The sequence below is a fragment of the Daeguia caeni genome (assembly GCF_042653845.1).
Lineage (GTDB): Bacteria > Pseudomonadota > Alphaproteobacteria > Rhizobiales > Rhizobiaceae > Brucella > Brucella caeni.
Genome location: NZ_JBHSEL010000126.1, coordinates 116,795 through 134,716, shown reverse-complemented (window position 1 = coordinate 134,716; position 17,922 = coordinate 116,795). Strand labels below are relative to the sequence as shown.

The window sequence follows — 17,922 nt, the reverse complement described above, 5'->3', positions numbered from 1 at the left end:
GTCAACTACCTTTCAGTAGAAAAACAAGGACGCATCAGCCTGCCGCTGCCGGCGCCGCCGCCCTCGTTGTGGAGCTATATAGAGAGCCATCCCCCCTTATGTCAACATGTGAATCTCAGTTTTTTGAAAATTTTTCATGTTCGCAGTGAATTTCCTTTCAATAGCCCGGGAAACAGGCCAGTGCCCTGCTGCATTTCCGCCTGTGTGGCCACAAACCAGCCTTATTATTTTGATATGCGCATTTGGCTCAAATCAGAGGCTGTTTTCCTGCATGTGAAACGCTGTGGATATCATTTCTTCATCAAGTTCGAATCACATCGCCGACTTTGAGTGAAGCCTTCGGTTTCAATGAGTTGGAAGCCAAGCACATGAAACGGGTAGCGCTTTGACACTCGACAAGGGTTCTCGATCGTTGACTTACACACATATGGCAGGCAAAACTCGACATAACCTTTTCGGGTTGCCGCGAATATCAACCGCAGTAAACATCGTTCTCGAGCGTGAGCATTGGTTGACTTCAAACCAGTCCATTCTGCACCTTTGTGCATGAACCATTTTGAACAAGGTCGGCTTTAAAGGGATGAAGAATCAGGGGGCATATAATCCCGATCTAGGTGAAGAGCCTCCACTGGTAACTGGAGGACGCCGTCGCCCGCCAGATCGACGCGAGATCTCGGCCCGATGGCTGGCAGGCACCTTTCTGACCGGAATCACTTCATGCCTGCTGATTGGCGTTGCCCTGTTCGCCGCACTCAATGGCCGTGAACAATTGGCCACGCCACCGGAAGTTCTCGCCCGAAATGAGATGCAGCCTGCCGATGATGATGATGTCGGCACAAAAGGGCGCCGTCTCATCAGCACGGTGACCCAGCAGGCGCCAAGCGACCGGCGACGATTCGATCTGTCGACAATGCAGAAGGTTGGCGAACGCGAAGTCATCCGAACCAAGCCGTTCGAATATGTCAACATGATGCTGGCGGCTGATTACCCGACCGCGCGCCACTACCCGCCATTCAACGCATTGGCGGTATTTTCAGATGGCGCAACACCACAACCACAGGCCGATACTGGCCAGATCCTCGACGGCAAGGTTGAAAGTGAGGTCAGTCTGCGCGTTGTCGATTTCCCGCTCGACAACAATACATTTGATACCGCCGATAATCTCTCCATCGAGGAGGCGGAAAAGGTAGTCCGTGAAACGGGCAGTCTGCTTACGGATGGCGACGTGCAGGTTGCCTCGCTGCATTATATTGATCCGGCACGCTTTGGCCCCAGCAGTGATTCGACCTATTCGCTGAGCCCTTCGCTTGGCGTGAAAATTACCCAGGAAAATGTCAGCGTCGCAACCCGACTCGATGACGAAGCGGCCAATGACGGATTTTCCGAAGAACTGATTCCATTCCGCAAGACTGCCTCCATGGCAGAAATGCTGGAAACAGCCGGCTATACGGGAGAAGATGCCGACCGCGTCGTTGATGCGCTGAGCAAACTGATGAATTCACACCGCCTCAAGGAAGGCAGTATCGTACGAATCGGTACGGAGACCCGTGACGGCGTTGATCATATTGTGCGCGCCAGCATCTATAATCGTACGACGCATATTCTGACGGTTGCGCTCAATGACCGGCAACAATTCGTCCCTGCGGAAGAACCGGAATCAACACCTCTACTGCAAACGGCATTTGACAATGATTCGACGCCTATCGTGCGGCGCGACAACCTGCCAAGCGTTTATGACGGCATCAGCCGGGCCGCCCTTGCCTATGGCATGACGGAAACCATGCGCGAACAGCTGGTCAAAATGCTGGCGTCGGACGTGGATCTGCAGGCTCAGCTGTCGCCAAGCGACCGAATCGAGGCATTTTTCTCGCTACCAGATGATAACGACAATGCCGATTCGGATTCGCAACTGCTTTATGTTGCCGCCACCTTCAACGGCACGACACACAAATATTACCGTTTCCAGGCCTCTGACGGATCAGTGGACTACTACAATCAGGACGGCAAGAGCGCCAAACAGTTCCTGTTGCGCAATCCTGTACCAAACGGAATATTCCGCTCCTCCTTCGGCATGCGCCGCCATCCGATTCTTGGCTATAGCCGCATGCATACTGGTGTCGACTGGGCGGCACCACGCGGCACTCCAATCATTGCCGCCGGCAATGGCATTGTCGAAAAAGCCGGATGGACAAATGGCTATGGCAATCAGACGCTGATTCGCCACCCCAATGGCTATGTGTCGAGCTATAGCCATCAGAACGCCATTGCGCGCGGTATAACACCGGGCGCGCGGGTACGTCAGGGGCAGGTGATCGGTTATGTCGGCTCAACCGGCCTTTCGACCGGACCGCATCTCCATTATGAACTGATCGTCAACGGCACCAAGGTTGACCCGATGCGCATTCGTTTGCCGGATAACAAATCCCTGACAGGCGAGGATCTCATTGCTTTCAAACAGGAGCGCGATCGGATCGACGCCCTGTTGAACAGTGATGATGCTGACGGCGGAACCAAAATTGCCGCCACCACAAGCACGAAAAGCTGAGATCACTGTCCCGGCCGCATCCAAACAAAAGAGCGATGGCTTAGCCACCGCTCTTTTTTGAAGCCTGAAAGGTGTACCGACTCAGGGCCCGGACCACTCCAGAAAACAGGAAACAGTTTTCCGCCCGACACTACGGAAACCAATATGATGGAGCAATTCAGGGTTTCGGAAAATCTGAACTGCCCTAATCGATAAACTCGACGGTCACGCCTGGCTTGACCAGCTTTGCCAGTTCCTCGGCATCCCAGTTGGTCAGACGAACACAGCCATGGCTTGAGGTTTTGCCGATTTTCGATGGTTCTGGCGTGCCGTGAATACCATAGGTTGGTTTGGACAAGGCAATCCAGACCGTCCCGACCGGACCATTCGGCCCCGGCGGAATCGTCAGGATCTTGTCATTATTGCCCTGCTTGAAATTGATCTTCGGATTGTAGGTATAGTTTGGATTGATCGCGATGCGTTCGACCTGAACAATACCGGAAGGTGACGGCGTATCGGCCGAGCCGATCGTTGCCGGATAGGCAACAACGAGTTTGCCATTCTCGTCATAACCACGCACCTGCTTGCGCGCCTTGTCCGCAATGATTCGGGCAACAGGCGCGCGAACCGGCTGGCCTACTCTTGGCACCTTGATCACCGAGCCCGGCTGATTGAAATTCACGCCCGGATTGATTTCCTTCAGATAGGCCTCGTCAATGTGGAACTTCTCGCCCAGCATTTCGGCGACAGACGTATAGGCCAGGGCCGGAAGGGCAGCCTTATGGGCATAGTCTTCCGGGATGGAGGCGACATATTGGCGACCGACATCCTCATTGGTGATTGTATATTCCATGAAGGCAGGCCCGCCCGTTGCCTCAAGCTCCGCATTCACAGCCGCCTCATCCTTCGGATCAATCGTCTTGCCGGTCAGTTCCCGATAGGCCGCTGCAGCCTTGTTGACATTGCTGCCGGCGCGGCCATCGATCACACCGGGCGAAGCGCCGGCCCGGTCAAGCAGAACCTGAAAGGCCGCGATCCTGGCCTTTGCCCCCTGCCCTTTCGGCATATCAAGCGATGGAGCAAAATCATCAGCCCGCGGAACAGCCTGCGGTCTGGCGACAGCCGCCCCCGTCTGCGGATCAATGCTGGCTGAATTCAGACTGTCATCATTTGGTGCAAGCCCCGGAGGGGCCAGTTCCGAACGCTGCACCTGCCCACCCCGATTGCCGTCATAGCCCGGCGCAGCCGGGACTGCAGGATAATAATTCGGATCTTCAGGCACATCGCCGAAGCCGTCATAAGGAACGCCACCACCCGTCGGGCCGTCCGAATAATAGGCGCTGTCATCCGGGTAAAAATTGCGGTCGCGCGGATCAAAGCTGTTTGCTTCCTCGATACTGATAATGCGCCCACGACGATCCATCGTCACACGCCGACCATAGGGATCAATATAGATGCGCCGGTTCCGGTCACGGAAAATCTCTTCCCCCGGATCATAAAGCTGTGCCAATTGCACCAGCGCACCTTCAGCCTCGTCTGCGACGAAATTTTCCTGCGCGAAAGCATCCAGCGCAGGAGTCACAACCGAAGCCAGGATCGCCAGTTGAAATATGCGAATGACCTTTGTCATCAAGTAATTCCATAAGTTCCCAAAAACAGGACAGTCTTCAGGATCGTTTATCCGTCATTACACTTGTGTCTGTTGCCATATGAACTGGACATGAAAATGGCCAAGACATGCAGAAAAGAAAACGCCGCAGGTTTTTCTGCGGCGTTTGGTGGTTTCAGTTCCAGCAGATTAAGCTGCGGCTTCTTCCGGTTCAACACGAATTGAACGGAAGTTCAGCCTGTCCGAACCGGCCGTGATCTTCACGATCGATCCATCCAGAATATCGCCAAGCAGGATGCGCTCGGCCAGCGGGTCATGAACCTCCTTCTGGATCACGCGCTTGAGCGGACGGGCGCCATAGGCCGGATCATAACCCTTGTTGGCCAGCCATTCGCGGGCATCATCTTCAAGCTGCAGTTCGATCTTGCGATCGCCAAGCAGGTTTTGCAGACGCTTGATCTGGATATCGACAATCTCCCCCATGTCTTCGCGGCGCAGCCGGTGGAACAGGATGATTTCGTCGATACGGTTGAGGAATTCCGGACGGAACGATGCACGCACCACGCCCATGACCTCTTCACGGACGCTTTCGACATCGTCATTCTCACCGAGATTGACGAGATATTCCGCGCCCAGATTCGAGGTCATGATGATGACCGTATTGCGGAAATCGACCGTACGGCCCTGACCATCGGTCAGGCGGCCATCATCCAGAACCTGCAACAGCACGTTGAAGACATCAGGATGCGCCTTTTCGATCTCGTCGAACAGGATCACCTGATATGGACGGCGACGGACTGCTTCGGTCAGCACGCCACCTTCCTCATAGCCAACATAGCCAGGAGGTGCACCGATCAGGCGGCTGACGGAATGCTTTTCCATGAATTCCGACATATCGATACGCACCATCGCGGCATCATCCTGGAACAGGAAGGAGGCAAGCGACTTGGTCAGCTCCGTCTTGCCCACACCCGTTGGGCCAAGGAAGATGAACGAACCGATCGGACGATTCGGATCCTGCAGGCCGGCACGGGCACGACGAACCGCCTTGGAGACAGCCTGCACCGCTTCGCCCTGGCCGACGACGCGTTTGCTGAGCTCGTCTTCCATGCGCAGAAGCCTTTCGCGTTCGCCTTCGAGCATCCGGTCAACCGGAATGCCGGTCCAGCGCGACACGACCTGAGCCACATGATCCGGTGTTACTGTTTCTTCCAGCAGCGAACCCCTGTTCTCATGGCTTTCAGCGGCAACCAGCTCCTTTTCCAGCTGCGGAATCGTGCCATAAGCAAGTTCACCCGCCTTCTGGAATTCACCATTGCGCTGGGCAATCGCCAAGGCATTGCGTGCTTCTTCCAGCTTGCGCTTCAATTCAGCCGCAAGACCCAGCTTCTGCTTCTCGGCCTGCCACTTGGCTGTCAGTTCAGACGATTCTTCCTCAAGATCCGCCAGTTCCTTTTCAAGCCGCTGCAGGCGATCCTTGGAAGCGCTGTCCTTTTCGACACGCAGCGCTTCGCGCTCGATCTTGAGCTGCATGATACGGCGGTCGATTTCATCGAGCTCTTCCGGCTTCGAATCAACCTGCATGCGCAGACGCGATGCGGCCTCATCGACAAGGTCGATTGCCTTATCCGGCAGGAAACGGTCGGTGATATAGCGGTTGGAAAGCGTCGCAGCCGCCACAAGTGCCGTGTCGGAAACACGAACCTTGTGATGCTGTTCGTATTTTTCCTTCAGACCGCGCAGGATTGAGATCGTATCCTCGACAGTCGGCTCATCAACGAAGACCGGCTGGAAGCGGCGGGCAAGTGCGGCATCCTTCTCGACATATTTGCGATATTCCTCGAGCGTGGTTGCGCCGACGCAATGCAGCTCGCCACGGGCAAGCGCCGGCTTCAACAGGTTCGAGGCATCCATTGCGCCATCGGTTTTACCTGCGCCGACCAGCGTATGCATTTCGTCGATAAACAGGATGATTTCCCCCGCAGCCGCCTGCACTTCACTCAGGACAGCCTTCAGACGCTCCTCGAATTCACCGCGATATTTCGCACCGGCAATCAGCGCGCCCATGTCGAGCGCCATCAGCTTCTTGTCCTTCAGCGATTCAGGCACGTCGCCATTGACGATACGCAGCGCCAGGCCTTCGGCAATTGCCGTCTTGCCCACACCCGGCTCACCAATCAGCACCGGATTGTTCTTGGTGCGGCGCGACAGAACCTGAATGGTACGGCGAATTTCCTCATCGCGTCCGATAACGGGATCAAGCTTGCCGCTGCGCGCATCTTCGGTCAGATCGCGGGCATATTTCTTCAAGGCATCAAAATTGCTTTCAGCAGACGCCGAATCGGCAGTGCGACCTTTGCGCATTTCGTTAATGACCTTGTTCAGTGCAGTTGCGGTTACGCCAGCGGCAGACAGAATCTCGGACGTTTTTGCCGATTTTTCCATCGTCAGCGCCGTCAACAGGCGCTCGACCGTCACAAAACTGTCGCCAGCCTTGGTGGCCAGTTCTTCCGCCAGCGCGAATACCTTGGCCAGAGCTTGCGACAGATAAAGCTGGTCATTCCCGCCGGTCACTTTCGGCAGCTTTTCAAGCGCGCTCTGCAAGCTGAGACGCACATCTGCAATGCGACCGCCTGCGCGTTCAATCAGCGATGCGGCCAATCCCTCGTCATCATCGATCAGGACCTTGAGCATGTGCTCCGGTACGAATTGCTGATTATTGTGCGAAAGCGCGTAGGTCTGTGCAGACTGGATGAAACCGCGGACGCGTTCGGAATATTTCTCGATGTTCATGGTGTCTCCTTGTCCTCCGGCCCGTCAAGCGGCACCGCAGAATGGTTGGTGACGGCGTTCCCCAACTGGGCAAACGCCTTTTTCAGCTGAAATATGGGAAGGGTTTTTCCGTTCGACAAGCCGTTTTCCAAGGAAAAATGCAAAGAAAAATGGCGCGGAAAACCGCGCCATTTCAGTACATGATCTTCTGTCGGCCGTCTCAGCTGTCCGACGCGACCGCTTCCCTTGCAGGGACCGCATCAGCCTCGGCGCGTGCCGTCTTGCGCGGACGACCAGGGCGGCGTGTGGCACGGCGTGGTGCTTCGCCCTCATCCTCTACCGTTTCAGCCTGTGCTGCCGAAGCCTTGCCGCGCGATGGCTTTGGTGCCTCTGCCTCGGCTTCAATCGGCTGGGTTTCAACAGGCGTCACCTCGATGACGACAGGCGCCTCGGCCTGCTGTTCCAGACGTGGGCTTTCCTCTTCGGAAGCCTGAACCTGACCTTCCTGTGCACCCTCTTCGCCGCGTTCCTGTGCGTTGTAACGCTCGCGCTGCGGACGGCGGCCACGCGCCATGCGGCGCTGTTCGCGGAAATCGCGCGCCTGACGGTTATCCTGCTGGCGGTTTTCGGCCGGCTTTACCTGTTCAGCGGTTTCTTCACCAAAGACGACTTCAGCAGGCGTGCCTTCGATGATCGGCTGCGGGCCGGAACCATTGACCGGCTGCTGGACGACCGGGGCAAAGCCCATATCGTCATCATCCAGGCCGATATCATCGAAATCATCGCGCGGAAGGGCGATCGAATTCTGGGCCATGGCAGCCAGAATGATGCGGTTGTAATGTTCTGCGTGCTGAAGATAGTTTTCGGCCATCACGCGATCGCCAGATGCCTGTGCATCCCGAGCCAATGCCGTATATTTTTCTGCGATATGCTGTGCATTGCCACGGATTTTGACGTCCGGACCGTTGCTTTCATAATTACGCGACAGAGGATTGGGGCCCTTGCGGTTATTGTTATTCCCCCGTCCACGCATGCGCCTGTTCTGCTGTGCTGGCCTCATATTCATCTCTTTTCAGAATAAAGGGCGTAGAAATCATACGGTTTCAGCCACCGCTGATTTCGCTCTGTTGCGCCTTGAAGGAAGTACACCCTGAAACTCCCAACAGACTGTTTGTTACTTTGCGCCCCCGCTCTTTGCCGGCCGCCTGCTCAAAATCAGAGTCCTGACATCGAACGCCGGGCCAGTTAAACTGCGGAGACCACTCTGCATGACTCAATATGAAAGCATTGCTTCCCACATCATGCCTGAAATTCGTGCGCTTCCCGTACGAGCCATCCCTACAGACTGTCTTGAACAGAACGGATCTTGAAGGGAGCATGACCATGAAATCGTCATGGAGTATTTCCGCCACCGCTCACAAGCGGGCAAAACCATTCTGGCTGCATACGGTGGCCGGAACCTAAACGGCTTCGCTGCAAATTCCAAGTGTTTTTTTCAACGTGTTTTATCCTGATAATGTGTTTTATTCCTATCAGGACAGTACAGATCGTCCACTGTCTGTTTTACGGCAAACATCATGGCCCTGCGATGACCGCCAAGGTCGCTCGCATGTCCTGCCAGGACAAAGCCTGCTTCGGCAAATATGGTTTCAACATCGTCGAACTGGCCTGCACCAATTTCGACAGCAATCCGTCCATCCGGGTAAAGATAACGGCCTGAATGACTTGCCAGCACCCGGTAAAAATCAAGCCCGTCCTCGCCACCATCGAGGGCAGCAACCGGATCGAAATCACGTACTTCGCGTGACAGGCATGCAATCTCTCTTCTGGGTATATAAGGGGGATTTGAGGCAATAAAATGAAATCGCCCAGACAATTTTTCAAACCAGTCGCTTTTGACCGCGGCAAAGCGCGCTGAAACACCATTTTCAGCGGCATTGATTCGGGCTGTCGCCAGCGCATCATCCGAAATATCCACCCCTACACCGCGCAGCCCGGGAAACCTGTGCAGCAGCGCTATGACGATCGCGCCCGTTCCGGTTCCCATATCGACGAGTTCGGCAAAGCCATTCCGGGCAATCTGTTCCGCAATGACCAGCGCCAAGAGATCAACCAGCACTTCTGTATCGGGACGCGGCTCCAGCGTGCCCGGCGACAGGCGAAATGGCAGGCCGTAGAATTCCCGCACCCCCATGATGCGATGCACCGGCTCGCCCTGGCAGCGCCGCGTCAGCGCCGCATCCAGCGCCGCGACCTTATCCGCATCGATCAGCCGGTCTGGCGCGGAAATCAGATCAAGCCTGCTTGCGCCCGTGGCCCATTCGGTCAACAGCCGCGCATCAAGATCAGGCGTCTCCACCCCTGCCGCCCGCAACCGGTCGCGGGCGCGCCTTGCCAGACTGTCGAGCCGTTCGCCGCCCATTATTCCTTGCCCAGTTCGGCCAGCAAGGCTGTCTGGTGATCGGCAATCAGCGCGTCGATCAGCTCGTCCAGATCGCCCTCCATCACCCGGTCAAGCTTGTAGAGCGTCAGATTGATGCGATGGTCCGTAACGCGGCCTTGCGGGAAATTATAGGTGCGAATGCGTTCGGAGCGGTCGCCAGAGCCAACCTGACTGCGGCGGGCCGCGGAGCGCTCGCTTTCAGCCTTCTGGCGTTCAAGATCATAAAGACGGGCGCGCAGGATCTGCATGGCGCGCGCACGGTTCTGATGCTGCGATTTTTCGGCCTGCACCACCATGATGCCGGTCGGGATATGGGTGATTCGCACCGCCGAATCGGTGGTATTGACGTGCTGGCCGCCCGCGCCCGATGCACGCATCGTATCAATGCGGATATCTTCATTGCGGATTTCAATGTCGATCTCTTCCGCTTCCGGCAGAACCGCGACCGTTGCGGCCGATGTATGGATGCGTCCGCCCGCTTCGGTTTCCGGCACACGCTGCACGCGATGCACGCCTGATTCGAATTTCAGCCTTGAGAACACGCCCTTGCCTGAAACCGTCGCGATGATTTCCTTGTAGCCGCCTGCATCGCCCTCGCTGGCCGAAACCAGTTCCACGCGCCAGCCCCTGTCGGCTGCATAGCGCTCATACATGCGGAAAAGGTCGCCGGCAAAAAGGGCTGCCTCCAGGCCACCCGTACCGGCACGGATTTCCAGAATGGCGTTGCGCTCATCTGCAGCATCCTTGGGCAACAGCAGAATCTGAACTTCATGCTCCAGCGTCTCGATGCGCTTTTCGACTTCCGGCAATTCCTCAATCGCCAGAGCGCGCATTTCGGCATCCGTCGAGGCATCATCGCGCATGGCGGCCAGATCGCTCGCCTCCTTGCGCGCATTGTTGAGTTCGCGGATTTTGCCGACCACTTCCTGCAGTTCGGCATATTCGGAGGCCAGTTTCACATAGGTTTCCGAATCAGGATTGTTGGCCATCTGGCTTTCAATCATCGAAAACCGCTTCAAAAGCTGATCCATACGGTCTTGCGGCAAGGCGACCATGTTCAAATCCTGTCAATAAATGCGCATGGCAAACAGGCCAATGGCGGCGCGCCCGCGCCCCACCTTCGGCCAGAATTCATCTGAGCCGTGCTATAACGGAATTGCGTTGTCTTCGGCAAATTTCATCACGACATCGCGTAAGGAATGCGCCGTGTTCGGCTTGTCGAGCTCCTCGTTCAGGATCGCATGCAGCTTGCCAGCATCAAGCGTATCGAGCATGGCCTTGACCGGCCCGATCGAGGATGCAGGCATGGAGATCGAACGGAAACCAAGGCCGATCAGCGCCATCGCGGTCAACGGCCGTCCGGCCATCTCACCGCACAGTGTCACCTGCCTGTCATGGCGCTTGCCCGCATCAATGATCTGGCGCAACACGCGCAGGAAGGCAGGCGACAACTGGTCAAAACGACCGGAAATCAGCGAATTGCCGCGATCAACCGCCATCAGGAACTGGAACAGGTCATTTGACCCCACCGAGACGAAATCAACCATCGTCATCAGCTCATCAAGCTGCCACAACAGGGCCGGCACTTCCACCATTGCCCCCAGCTTGAGCTGGGTCGGCAGCGTATAGGCAAAGCGGGACAGATGGCGCACTTCGCGGTCAATGATCGCGCGTGCCTGCCTGACTTCATTGACCTCGGTGACCATCGGCAGCATGAGCTTCAGTTCGCGCCCGCCAGCGGCCTTGAGCAGCGCACGCAACTGCGTGCGCAACAGGCCCGGACGGTCAAGCGTCAGACGAATGGCGCGCCAGCCAAGCGCCGGATTTTCCTCCTGAACGGTCGAGGAAAAATAAGGCAGCACCTTGTCGCCACCAATATCGAGCGTGCGGAATGTCACCGGCTTGTCGCCAGCCGCCTCCAGCACCGAACGATAAAGCCGTTCCTGCTGTTCCGCACGCGGGAAAGTGGAGGCCACCATGAACTGCAATTCAGTGCGGAACAGGCCGATGCCAGCCGCCCCCGATGCCGACAATTGCGGCAGGTCAACCAGAAGGCCGGCATTCATCAGCATCGAGATTTCCACGCCATCCTTGGTAATGGCCGGCTTGTCGCGCAGCGCACGGTAATGCGCCTGGCGGCGGGCGCGGAAACGCACCTTTTCCGCATAAGCCGCCTCGATCTCGCTCGTCGGGCGCAGATGCACGATGCCCTCATCGCCATCGACGATAATGGCATCATGATTTTCCGCCATCGACACTGCACCCTTGGCCTGTCCGACGACCGGAATGCCCATGGCACGGGCAACGATGACAACATGGCTGGTTGCGGCTCCGTCTTCCAGCACCAGACCACGCAGGCGCTCGCGCGGATAGTCGAGCAGTTCGGCAGCGCCCATGGAGCGCGCCACGATGATCGCATCCTTGACCAGTGATTCGGAAATGGTCTTGACGTCATGTCCCATCAGCTGGCGCAGCAGGCGGTTGGCCAGATCGTCAAAATCCGACAGCCGCTCGCGCATATAGGGATCGGTCAGATGCATCATGCGCGCACGTGTGTCGCTCTGCACCTTTTCAACGGCTGCTTCTGCCGTCAGGCCATTATGGATCGCCTCTTCCAGACGGCGCACCCAGCCGCGGTCATGCGCAAACATGCGATAGGCTTCCAGAACCTCGCGGTGCTCACCCTCAATCGCCACATCGCGGCGCGACAACATGTCGTCAATCGACAGACGCAATGAGCCGAGCGCCTCTTCCAGACGGCTGATTTCGGCCTGGCTGTCTTCGTTGAACAGATTGGTGACGACAATGCGCGGCTCATGCAAAACCACATGGCCAAGGCCGATACCATCATTGAAGGCACTGCCCGTCACCGTCATCGGACGGCCAAGATCCAGCTCGATGCCGGGGCGGGCGGCACGAATTCCATCGCCGGTGGCGATGATTTCGGCCAGCACCATCGCAACCGTTTCCAGCGCCTCGACCTCATCTTCGCGATAGGCGCGCTTGGTGCGGTTCTGCACAACCAGAACGCCCAGCGTGCGACCAGCGCGCAGCACTGGCACACCAAGGAATGAATTGTAAATTTCTTCGCCCGTTTCCGGCAGATAGGCAAAGGCTGGATGGCTTTGCGCATCGGTGAGGTTCAGCGGACGGGCGCTTGCCGCAATGGTGCCCACCAGACCCTGGCCAAGACGCAATTGCGCCAGATGCACTGATTGCGGGTTCAGGCCCTCGGTTGCGTAAAGTTCAAGCACGCCATCGGCACGCAGAACGTAAAAGGAGCACACCTCCGCCACCATGTTCTGTGCAATTTCGCGTACGATTCGGTCAAGGCGAGCCTGCGGTTCAAGCGGCTCGGCCATTAACTCGCGCAAACGCTTCAACAGCACACGGGGGCCGTTCGTCTGGTCACGCATGATCGTCGGGCGCTCCTCTCACACAGCGCCGGCGGCATGATGCCCCGGCAGGCTGCGTCAAAACAAACAAAGACTGCGGCTCTGCTCCCTCAAGCAGGCAACCACTTGTTATTCTCAAGGTTTACTGCCGCACAGGCTGAATCACACATCCGCCCGCGACGCTTCCTTTTGCCCCTTTGTGAGCATTTTTAGAAGCCGCGTCTAGAGCCTGCAGGCAAATTTTATGCCGTACGCGCAAACATGACAGCGCCGCAGGCCATGTCCCGGCCTGCGGCGCTGTCATCATCCCATATTCTATTATACCAAAGTCGAATACTCGACCAAAATCGAGCCGTTACTGCTTGTCGAGACCATAGACGGCATGCAGCGTGCGCACTGCAAGCTCGGCATATGGGCCATCGATCAGGATCGAAATCTTGATTTCCGACGTGGTGATGGCGCGGATATTGATGCCCTTTTCGGCCAGTGCCTTGAAGGCGGTGGCGGCAACGCCTGCATGGCTGCGCATGCCGATGCCGATGACCGAAATCTTGGCCAGCCCCGTTTCCGACTGGATGTTGTCGAAGCCGATATCGTCCTTGACCTTGTTGAGAACACGCAGCGCCTTGTCGACATCACCGGTCGGGATGGTGAAGGTCATGTCTGTCTTGGAACCATCTTCCGAGACGTTCTGGACGATCATGTCCACATTGATATGTTCTTCGGCCAGAGGTCCAAAGATTGCAGCCGAAACGCCTGGCCGGTCGGCCACGCGCCGCAGCGAAATCTGTGCCTCATCCTTCGCAAAGGCGATACCAGTGACGACCTGCTGTTCCACGATTTCATCCTCGTCGCAAATAAGGGTTCCGGGCGGGTTGATCGGATCGCCCATGCCCGGAGCATCGGGGTCCGTAAAGCTTGAACGCACGAAGGTGCGAACCTTGTGCACCATGGCAAGTTCGACTGAGCGTACCTGCAGAACCTTGGCGCCAAGCGATGCCATTTCCAGCATTTCCTCGAAGGAAATCTTCGGCAGGCGGCGCGCCTTTGGCTCAATGCGCGGATCGGTCGTGTAAACGCCGTCAACATCGGTATAGATATCGCAGCGATCAGCCTTCACTGCAGCAGCAACGGCAACGGCAGAGGTATCCGAACCACCACGGCCAAGCGTGGCGATGCGGTGATCCGGGCCGATACCCTGGAAGCCGGCCACAACCGCAACCTGGCCCATTTCCATGCGGCGGATGATTTCCTCGCCATCGATGTTCTGGATACGGGCTGCGCCATGCGCATTGTCGGTACGGATCGGGATCTGCCAGCCTTGCCAGGAGCGCGCATCAATGCCCATCGACTGCAGGGCAATCGCCAGAAGGCCGCTCGTGACCTGTTCACCAGATGCAACGACCGCATCATATTCGCGGGCATCGTAGATCGGCGAGCTTGCCCCAACGGCTTTCGGCATGTTCTGCACCCATCCGACCAGCTCATTGGTCTTGCCCGCCATGGCGGAAACGACGACCGCAACCTGATTGCCGGCATCGACCTCACGTTTGACGTGGCGCGCCACAATAGAGATGCGTTCCAGATCGGCAACCGATGTGCCGCCGAATTTCATCACGATGCGCGCCATTTATGGATACGTCCCGTTCTTCCTGAAAATTACACTTGGCCTTACGCAAACATTATTTTCTTGCGACAGGCGAACCGGGGGTCACATAGCTAAAATGCAGCGTTTCTGCAAGTCCGTGATTCGTCGGTCCAGCCTAGAGCAGGCAGTTCTGATGATACAGGCCTGATTTCGTGCACGACCAAATTGATTTGCCCATCTTGCACATTGGCATTAAACCGGATGCAAGACACCATGCCGGCAGCCGTCGCAGGAGAATGAAATGACCGAAACCGCACGCACCACAATCGATACTTCCGAAGTGGAGCATTTTTCGCGCATTGCAGCCGAATGGTGGAACCCGCAAGGCAAATTCCGTCCCCTGCACAAGTTCAACCCGACGCGCCTTGCCTATATCAAGGAAAAAGTCTGCGAGAAATTTGGCCGCAACCCGCGTGCGCCGCGCCCGTTTGAAGGCTTGCGCTTTCTCGACATTGGCTGCGGCGGCGGCCTTCTGTGCGAACCCATGGCGCGCCTCGGCGCAACCGTGATTGGCGCGGATGCGTCTGAAACCAATATCGAGGTGGCCAGGATTCACGCTGCCCAGAGCGGCGTTGAAGTCGATTACCGCGCCACGACCGCAGAGGCACTGGCCGAAGCCGGTGAAAAATTCGATGTCGTCCTGAACATGGAAGTGGTCGAACACGTCTCTGACGTTGACCTGTTCATGTCGGCGACTGCTGAAATGGTCAATCCCGGCGGCATCATGTTCGTCGCCACCATCAACCGCACGCTGAAAGCATACGGCCTTGCCATCATCGGTGCGGAATATGTGCTGCGCTGGCTGCCGCGCGGCACGCACCAATATGACAAGCTGGTGCGCCCGCAGGAGCTGGAAACAGCCTTTGCCAAAAGCGGACTCAGGGTGATCGACAGACTCGGCGTGACCTATAATCCGCTCACAGACAGCTGGAATCGCTCACGCGACATGGATGTCAATTACATGATGCTGGCCGAACGCCCGGCCTGAGCCGCCAGGACAGGATCAACATGCCGTGAACAGAACTCAGTTATTGTCTTCCGGCAAGGTGGGTAGGGGCAAAATGTCGATGCCCTCTTCCAGCAGCGAATGCACATCCTCATGCGTGGCTTCACCATAGATGCCGCGTGCCTTGGCCTCGCCATAATGGATCTTGCGCGCTTCATTGGCGAACTGGTCGCCGACATAGTCGGCATTCTTGCGCACCTGTCGGGTGAGCTCACGGATCATCTCAAGCGCCTGCCGCTGCTCCTCGCTCATCCCCGCAATAAGCTGTTCCTTGCGGCGGCTGGTGGAAACGGCAGGCGCCATCAATGATTTCTGCACATCCGGCGAATTGCAGGCAGGACAGGTCACGAGTTTCCGCTCTGCCTGCCGGTCAAAATCGGCATTATCACGGAACCAACCTTCAAATTCATGGCCGTTATCGCAATGAAGCGAAAAGCGGATCATGGAACGTCCTGTCTCCTATGCGTTGGCAGCAACCATTTTGATGGTAAATGGTCGCGCATTCTTCAGATTCGGGATTTTGGCACGCGCCGTGGCACTTTCCGCCACGTCAATATCTGCAACGATCACACCCGGCTCGGCATGGTCAGCCTCGGCCAGCACCTTGCCCCATGGCGACACGATGATGGAATGGCCATAGGTTTCCCGGCCATCCTCATGCAGACCGCCCTGGGCGGCGGAAATCAGGAAGGCGCCATTTTCAATGGCGCGCGCACGCTGCAGGACATGCCAATGCGCTTCCCCCGTCTGGCGCGTAAAGGCGGCAGGCGCGGAAATCACATTGGCGCCAGCCAGGGCCTGTTCCCGGAACAGTTGTGCAAAACGGATGTCATAGCAGATCGCCATGCCAAGATTGGCGAAAGGCAGCTCCACCACCACGCTCTCGTTGCCCGGCGCATAGGTTGCGGATTCGCGCCAGCTTTCGCCATTGTCGAGATCGACATCGAACATGTGGATCTTGTCATAGGTCGCAAGCTTCCTGCCCGTCGGGGCAAAAATCGCCCCACGATTGGCGATCCGGTCATTGCCCGCGGCTATGGCCGTTGAGCCGATATGCACAAAGATGCCATATTTCGCAGCCAGTGCCGAAGCGGCCCTGAAAACGGGATCATTATCCTCATCGCGCAGACTGGCAATCAGTGCCTCACGATCGCGCATCAGCGCGCCGGTCATTTCTGGCGTCTGCACATAGGTTGTCCCCTTGGCAACGGCCTCTCCAACCAGCTTTTCCATGGTTTCGACATTGCGGGCAATATCTGCGCCCGAACGCATCTGGACCGCTGCTGCGCGAAAAATGCTCATTCTTCCATTCTCCGCCCGACTTACTTCAGTTCACCTGTCTTCAGCAAACCGTCGAGCTTGCCCTGCGCTTCCAACGCAAAAAGATCATCACATCCGCCAACATGGACAGTGCCAACAAAGATCTGCGGAAATGTATTGCGACCGGAACGCGCCTGCATTTCCGCACGCAGTTCGGGATTTTCACTCGCGACGATTTCCTTGAACTGAACGCCCTTTTCTTCAAGCAGCCCCTTGGCGCGAATGCAGTAAGGGCAACCCGGCTTGGTATAAATAGTTACATCGACCATGAAAAACTCCCTTCGTTACCCCCACTATATATGCGGCAACACCTTGATCGAAAAGAGCCAATACGCATTCAACCGTCAAACGGACCGGCCGTCATCATTCAGGACACGGCTGAAAGTCAAGACATCGACATTGCTGGCTCCAGCACGCAACAGCGCGCGCGTGGCCGCCTTCACCGTCGCCCCCGTCGTATAGACATCGTCAATCAACAGGACATTGCGCCCACGCACATGGATTTCTTCTGCTGTCGGCACGCGGAAAGCCCCATCGACATTGCGCTTGCGCGCCCTGGTGCCAAGGCCGATCTGCGGCTGCGTAGAACGAATGCGTTTCAAGGCCTCAGGAACAAAGGGCTTGTTTGCCAGTCTGGCCAGGCTTCGCGCCAGTTCTGCCGACTGGTTGAAACGGCGCCTGAAAAAGCGCCAGCGATGCAGGGGCACCGGCAGGATCACATCGCAATCGGCAAGCAGCTCCTCGCCTGCCCGCTGCATCCATCTGGCCATCCAGGGCGCCAGATCCGTCCGGTCATGGAATTTCAGCGACACCACCATGCGCTGTGCCGCTCCATCATGGCGAACGGCCGAGCGCAGGCGCCTGAACGGCGGCGGATCGGCAATGGCCTCGGCACTCAGAAAATGATCGCCATAATCATGCGCGAAGGGGATGCCAAGCACCGGGCAATAGGGTCGCTCGATAAGACGAAGGCTTGACCAGCATCGGGGACAAAGCGTGCCCGGCATGGCGACAATCTCGCCGCAACCGGCACAAGCCGACGGAAACAGCAGATTGGCGATGTGGCGAAACGCCTCCCGTGCCCGGATCTTGCCGCGCAGGCCCATGCTTTTCGCATTCGTTTCATGATCAGCCATTGCATTCGCCCCCATTCGAATGCATCTATCCGCGCATATCCCGCATAGTAATGCGGCCCGTGCAAAAGA

14 protein-coding genes are annotated in these 17,922 nt (G+C 57.1%); 3 read left to right on the top strand and 11 right to left on the bottom strand.

All coding sequences use genetic code 11. The annotated features are described in order from the left end of the window. Positions 1 to 330: hypothetical protein (locus ACFO1V_RS15470; RefSeq protein ID WP_380075110.1), on the top strand; the 330-nt coding region annotated here is incomplete at its 5' end. A gap of 250 nt (positions 331 to 580) precedes the next feature. Next, complete coding sequence (locus ACFO1V_RS15465; RefSeq protein ID WP_374830794.1) at positions 581 to 2,545, top strand: M23 family metallopeptidase; 1,965 nt, start codon at positions 581 to 583, stop codon at positions 2,543 to 2,545. A 184-nt stretch (positions 2,546 to 2,729) separates the two neighbouring features. Here the strand turns inward: ACFO1V_RS15465 and ACFO1V_RS15460 are convergent, their stop codons facing one another. The 7 genes from ACFO1V_RS15460 to ACFO1V_RS15430 all read right to left on the bottom strand — a co-directional run bounded on the left by ACFO1V_RS15460 (position 2,730) and on the right by ACFO1V_RS15430 (position 14,373). Further along, positions 2,730 to 4,154: a L,D-transpeptidase gene (locus ACFO1V_RS15460; RefSeq protein ID WP_374830792.1), complete on the bottom strand. Its 1,425-nt coding sequence runs from the start codon at positions 4,152 to 4,154 to the stop codon at positions 2,730 to 2,732. Positions 4,155 to 4,322: 168 nt separating this feature from the next. Beyond that, entirely contained in the window at positions 4,323 to 6,926 is a 2,604-nt protein-coding gene (clpB, locus tag ACFO1V_RS15455) for an ATP-dependent chaperone ClpB (protein WP_374830791.1), read from the bottom strand. Positions 6,927 to 7,125: 199 nt separating this feature from the next. Then, entirely contained in the window at positions 7,126 to 7,965 is an 840-nt protein-coding gene (locus tag ACFO1V_RS15450; protein ID WP_374830789.1) for a DUF4167 domain-containing protein, read from the bottom strand. A 435-nt stretch (positions 7,966 to 8,400) separates the two neighbouring features. Further along, complete coding sequence (gene prmC, locus ACFO1V_RS15445) at positions 8,401 to 9,327, bottom strand: peptide chain release factor N(5)-glutamine methyltransferase (RefSeq protein ID WP_374830787.1); 927 nt, start codon at positions 9,325 to 9,327, stop codon at positions 8,401 to 8,403. Further along, positions 9,327 to 10,403: a peptide chain release factor 1 gene (prfA, locus tag ACFO1V_RS15440; RefSeq protein ID WP_374830785.1), complete on the bottom strand. Its 1,077-nt coding sequence runs from the start codon at positions 10,401 to 10,403 to the stop codon at positions 9,327 to 9,329. The genes prmC and prfA overlap by 1 nt, the downstream gene beginning before the upstream one ends. 90 nt (positions 10,404 to 10,493) lie before the next feature. Continuing rightward, positions 10,494 to 12,764, bottom strand: coding sequence for a phosphoenolpyruvate--protein phosphotransferase (ptsP, locus tag ACFO1V_RS15435; protein ID WP_374830783.1), 2,271 nt, complete (start codon positions 12,762 to 12,764; stop codon positions 10,494 to 10,496). Between the two features lie 334 nt (positions 12,765 to 13,098). Beyond that, positions 13,099 to 14,373 carry an aspartate kinase gene (locus tag ACFO1V_RS15430; protein WP_374830781.1) on the bottom strand — a complete coding sequence of 425 codons (1,275 nt, stop codon included), beginning with the start codon at positions 14,371 to 14,373 and terminating at the stop codon, positions 13,099 to 13,101. A gap of 259 nt (positions 14,374 to 14,632) precedes the next feature. On the opposite strand from ACFO1V_RS15430, the gene ubiG reads away from it, so the two are divergent. Next, the gene (ubiG, locus tag ACFO1V_RS15425) at positions 14,633 to 15,379 is read left to right on the top strand and encodes a bifunctional 2-polyprenyl-6-hydroxyphenol methylase/3-demethylubiquinol 3-O-methyltransferase UbiG (protein ID WP_374830779.1); all 747 of its coding nucleotides are present in this window, start codon (positions 14,633 to 14,635) and stop codon (positions 15,377 to 15,379) included. 36 nt (positions 15,380 to 15,415) lie between these two features. Here the strand turns inward: ubiG and ACFO1V_RS15420 are convergent, their stop codons facing one another. The 4 genes from ACFO1V_RS15420 to ACFO1V_RS15405 all read right to left on the bottom strand — a co-directional run bounded on the left by ACFO1V_RS15420 (position 15,416) and on the right by ACFO1V_RS15405 (position 17,853). Continuing rightward, positions 15,416 to 15,841, bottom strand: a complete 426-nt coding sequence (locus tag ACFO1V_RS15420; RefSeq protein ID WP_374830777.1) for a DUF1178 family protein — start codon at positions 15,839 to 15,841, stop codon at positions 15,416 to 15,418. Between the two features lie 15 nt (positions 15,842 to 15,856). After that, entirely contained in the window at positions 15,857 to 16,699 is an 843-nt protein-coding gene (locus tag ACFO1V_RS15415) for a carbon-nitrogen hydrolase family protein (RefSeq protein ID WP_374830775.1), read from the bottom strand. A gap of 20 nt (positions 16,700 to 16,719) precedes the next feature. Further along, positions 16,720 to 16,986 carry a glutaredoxin 3 gene (gene grxC / locus ACFO1V_RS15410; protein ID WP_374830773.1) on the bottom strand — a complete coding sequence of 89 codons (267 nt, stop codon included), beginning with the start codon at positions 16,984 to 16,986 and terminating at the stop codon, positions 16,720 to 16,722. A 75-nt stretch (positions 16,987 to 17,061) separates the two neighbouring features. Further along, entirely contained in the window at positions 17,062 to 17,853 is a 792-nt protein-coding gene (locus ACFO1V_RS15405; RefSeq protein WP_374830771.1) for a ComF family protein, read from the bottom strand. Positions 17,854 to 17,922 lie beyond the last annotated feature (69 nt).

What these genes read in the sequence shown, in the direction of transcription:
- ACFO1V_RS15450 (WP_374830789.1), bottom strand. Translation starts at nt 7,965, where the DNA reads ATGAGGCCAGCACAGCAGAACAGGCGCATGCGTGGACGGGGGAATAAC.
- prfA (WP_374830785.1), bottom strand. Translation starts at nt 10,403, where the DNA reads ATGGTCGCCTTGCCGCAAGACCGTATGGATCAGCTTTTGAAGCGGTTT.
- ACFO1V_RS15415 (WP_374830775.1), bottom strand. Translation starts at nt 16,699, where the DNA reads ATGAGCATTTTTCGCGCAGCAGCGGTCCAGATGCGTTCGGGCGCAGAT.
- clpB (WP_374830791.1), bottom strand. Translation starts at nt 6,926, where the DNA reads ATGAACATCGAGAAATATTCCGAACGCGTCCGCGGTTTCATCCAGTCT.
- grxC (WP_374830773.1), bottom strand. Translation starts at nt 16,986, where the DNA reads ATGGTCGATGTAACTATTTATACCAAGCCGGGTTGCCCTTACTGCATT.
- prmC (WP_374830787.1), bottom strand. Translation starts at nt 9,327, where the DNA reads ATGGGCGGCGAACGGCTCGACAGTCTGGCAAGGCGCGCCCGCGACCGG.
- ptsP (WP_374830783.1), bottom strand. Translation starts at nt 12,764, where the DNA reads ATGCGTGACCAGACGAACGGCCCCCGTGTGCTGTTGAAGCGTTTGCGC.
- ACFO1V_RS15405 (WP_374830771.1), bottom strand. Translation starts at nt 17,853, where the DNA reads ATGGCTGATCATGAAACGAATGCGAAAAGCATGGGCCTGCGCGGCAAG.
- ubiG (WP_374830779.1), top strand. Translation starts at nt 14,633, where the DNA reads ATGACCGAAACCGCACGCACCACAATCGATACTTCCGAAGTGGAGCAT.
- ACFO1V_RS15430 (WP_374830781.1), bottom strand. Translation starts at nt 14,373, where the DNA reads ATGGCGCGCATCGTGATGAAATTCGGCGGCACATCGGTTGCCGATCTG.
- ACFO1V_RS15465 (WP_374830794.1), top strand. Translation starts at nt 581, where the DNA reads ATGAAGAATCAGGGGGCATATAATCCCGATCTAGGTGAAGAGCCTCCA.
- ACFO1V_RS15460 (WP_374830792.1), bottom strand. Translation starts at nt 4,154, where the DNA reads ATGACAAAGGTCATTCGCATATTTCAACTGGCGATCCTGGCTTCGGTT.
- ACFO1V_RS15420 (WP_374830777.1), bottom strand. Translation starts at nt 15,841, where the DNA reads ATGATCCGCTTTTCGCTTCATTGCGATAACGGCCATGAATTTGAAGGT.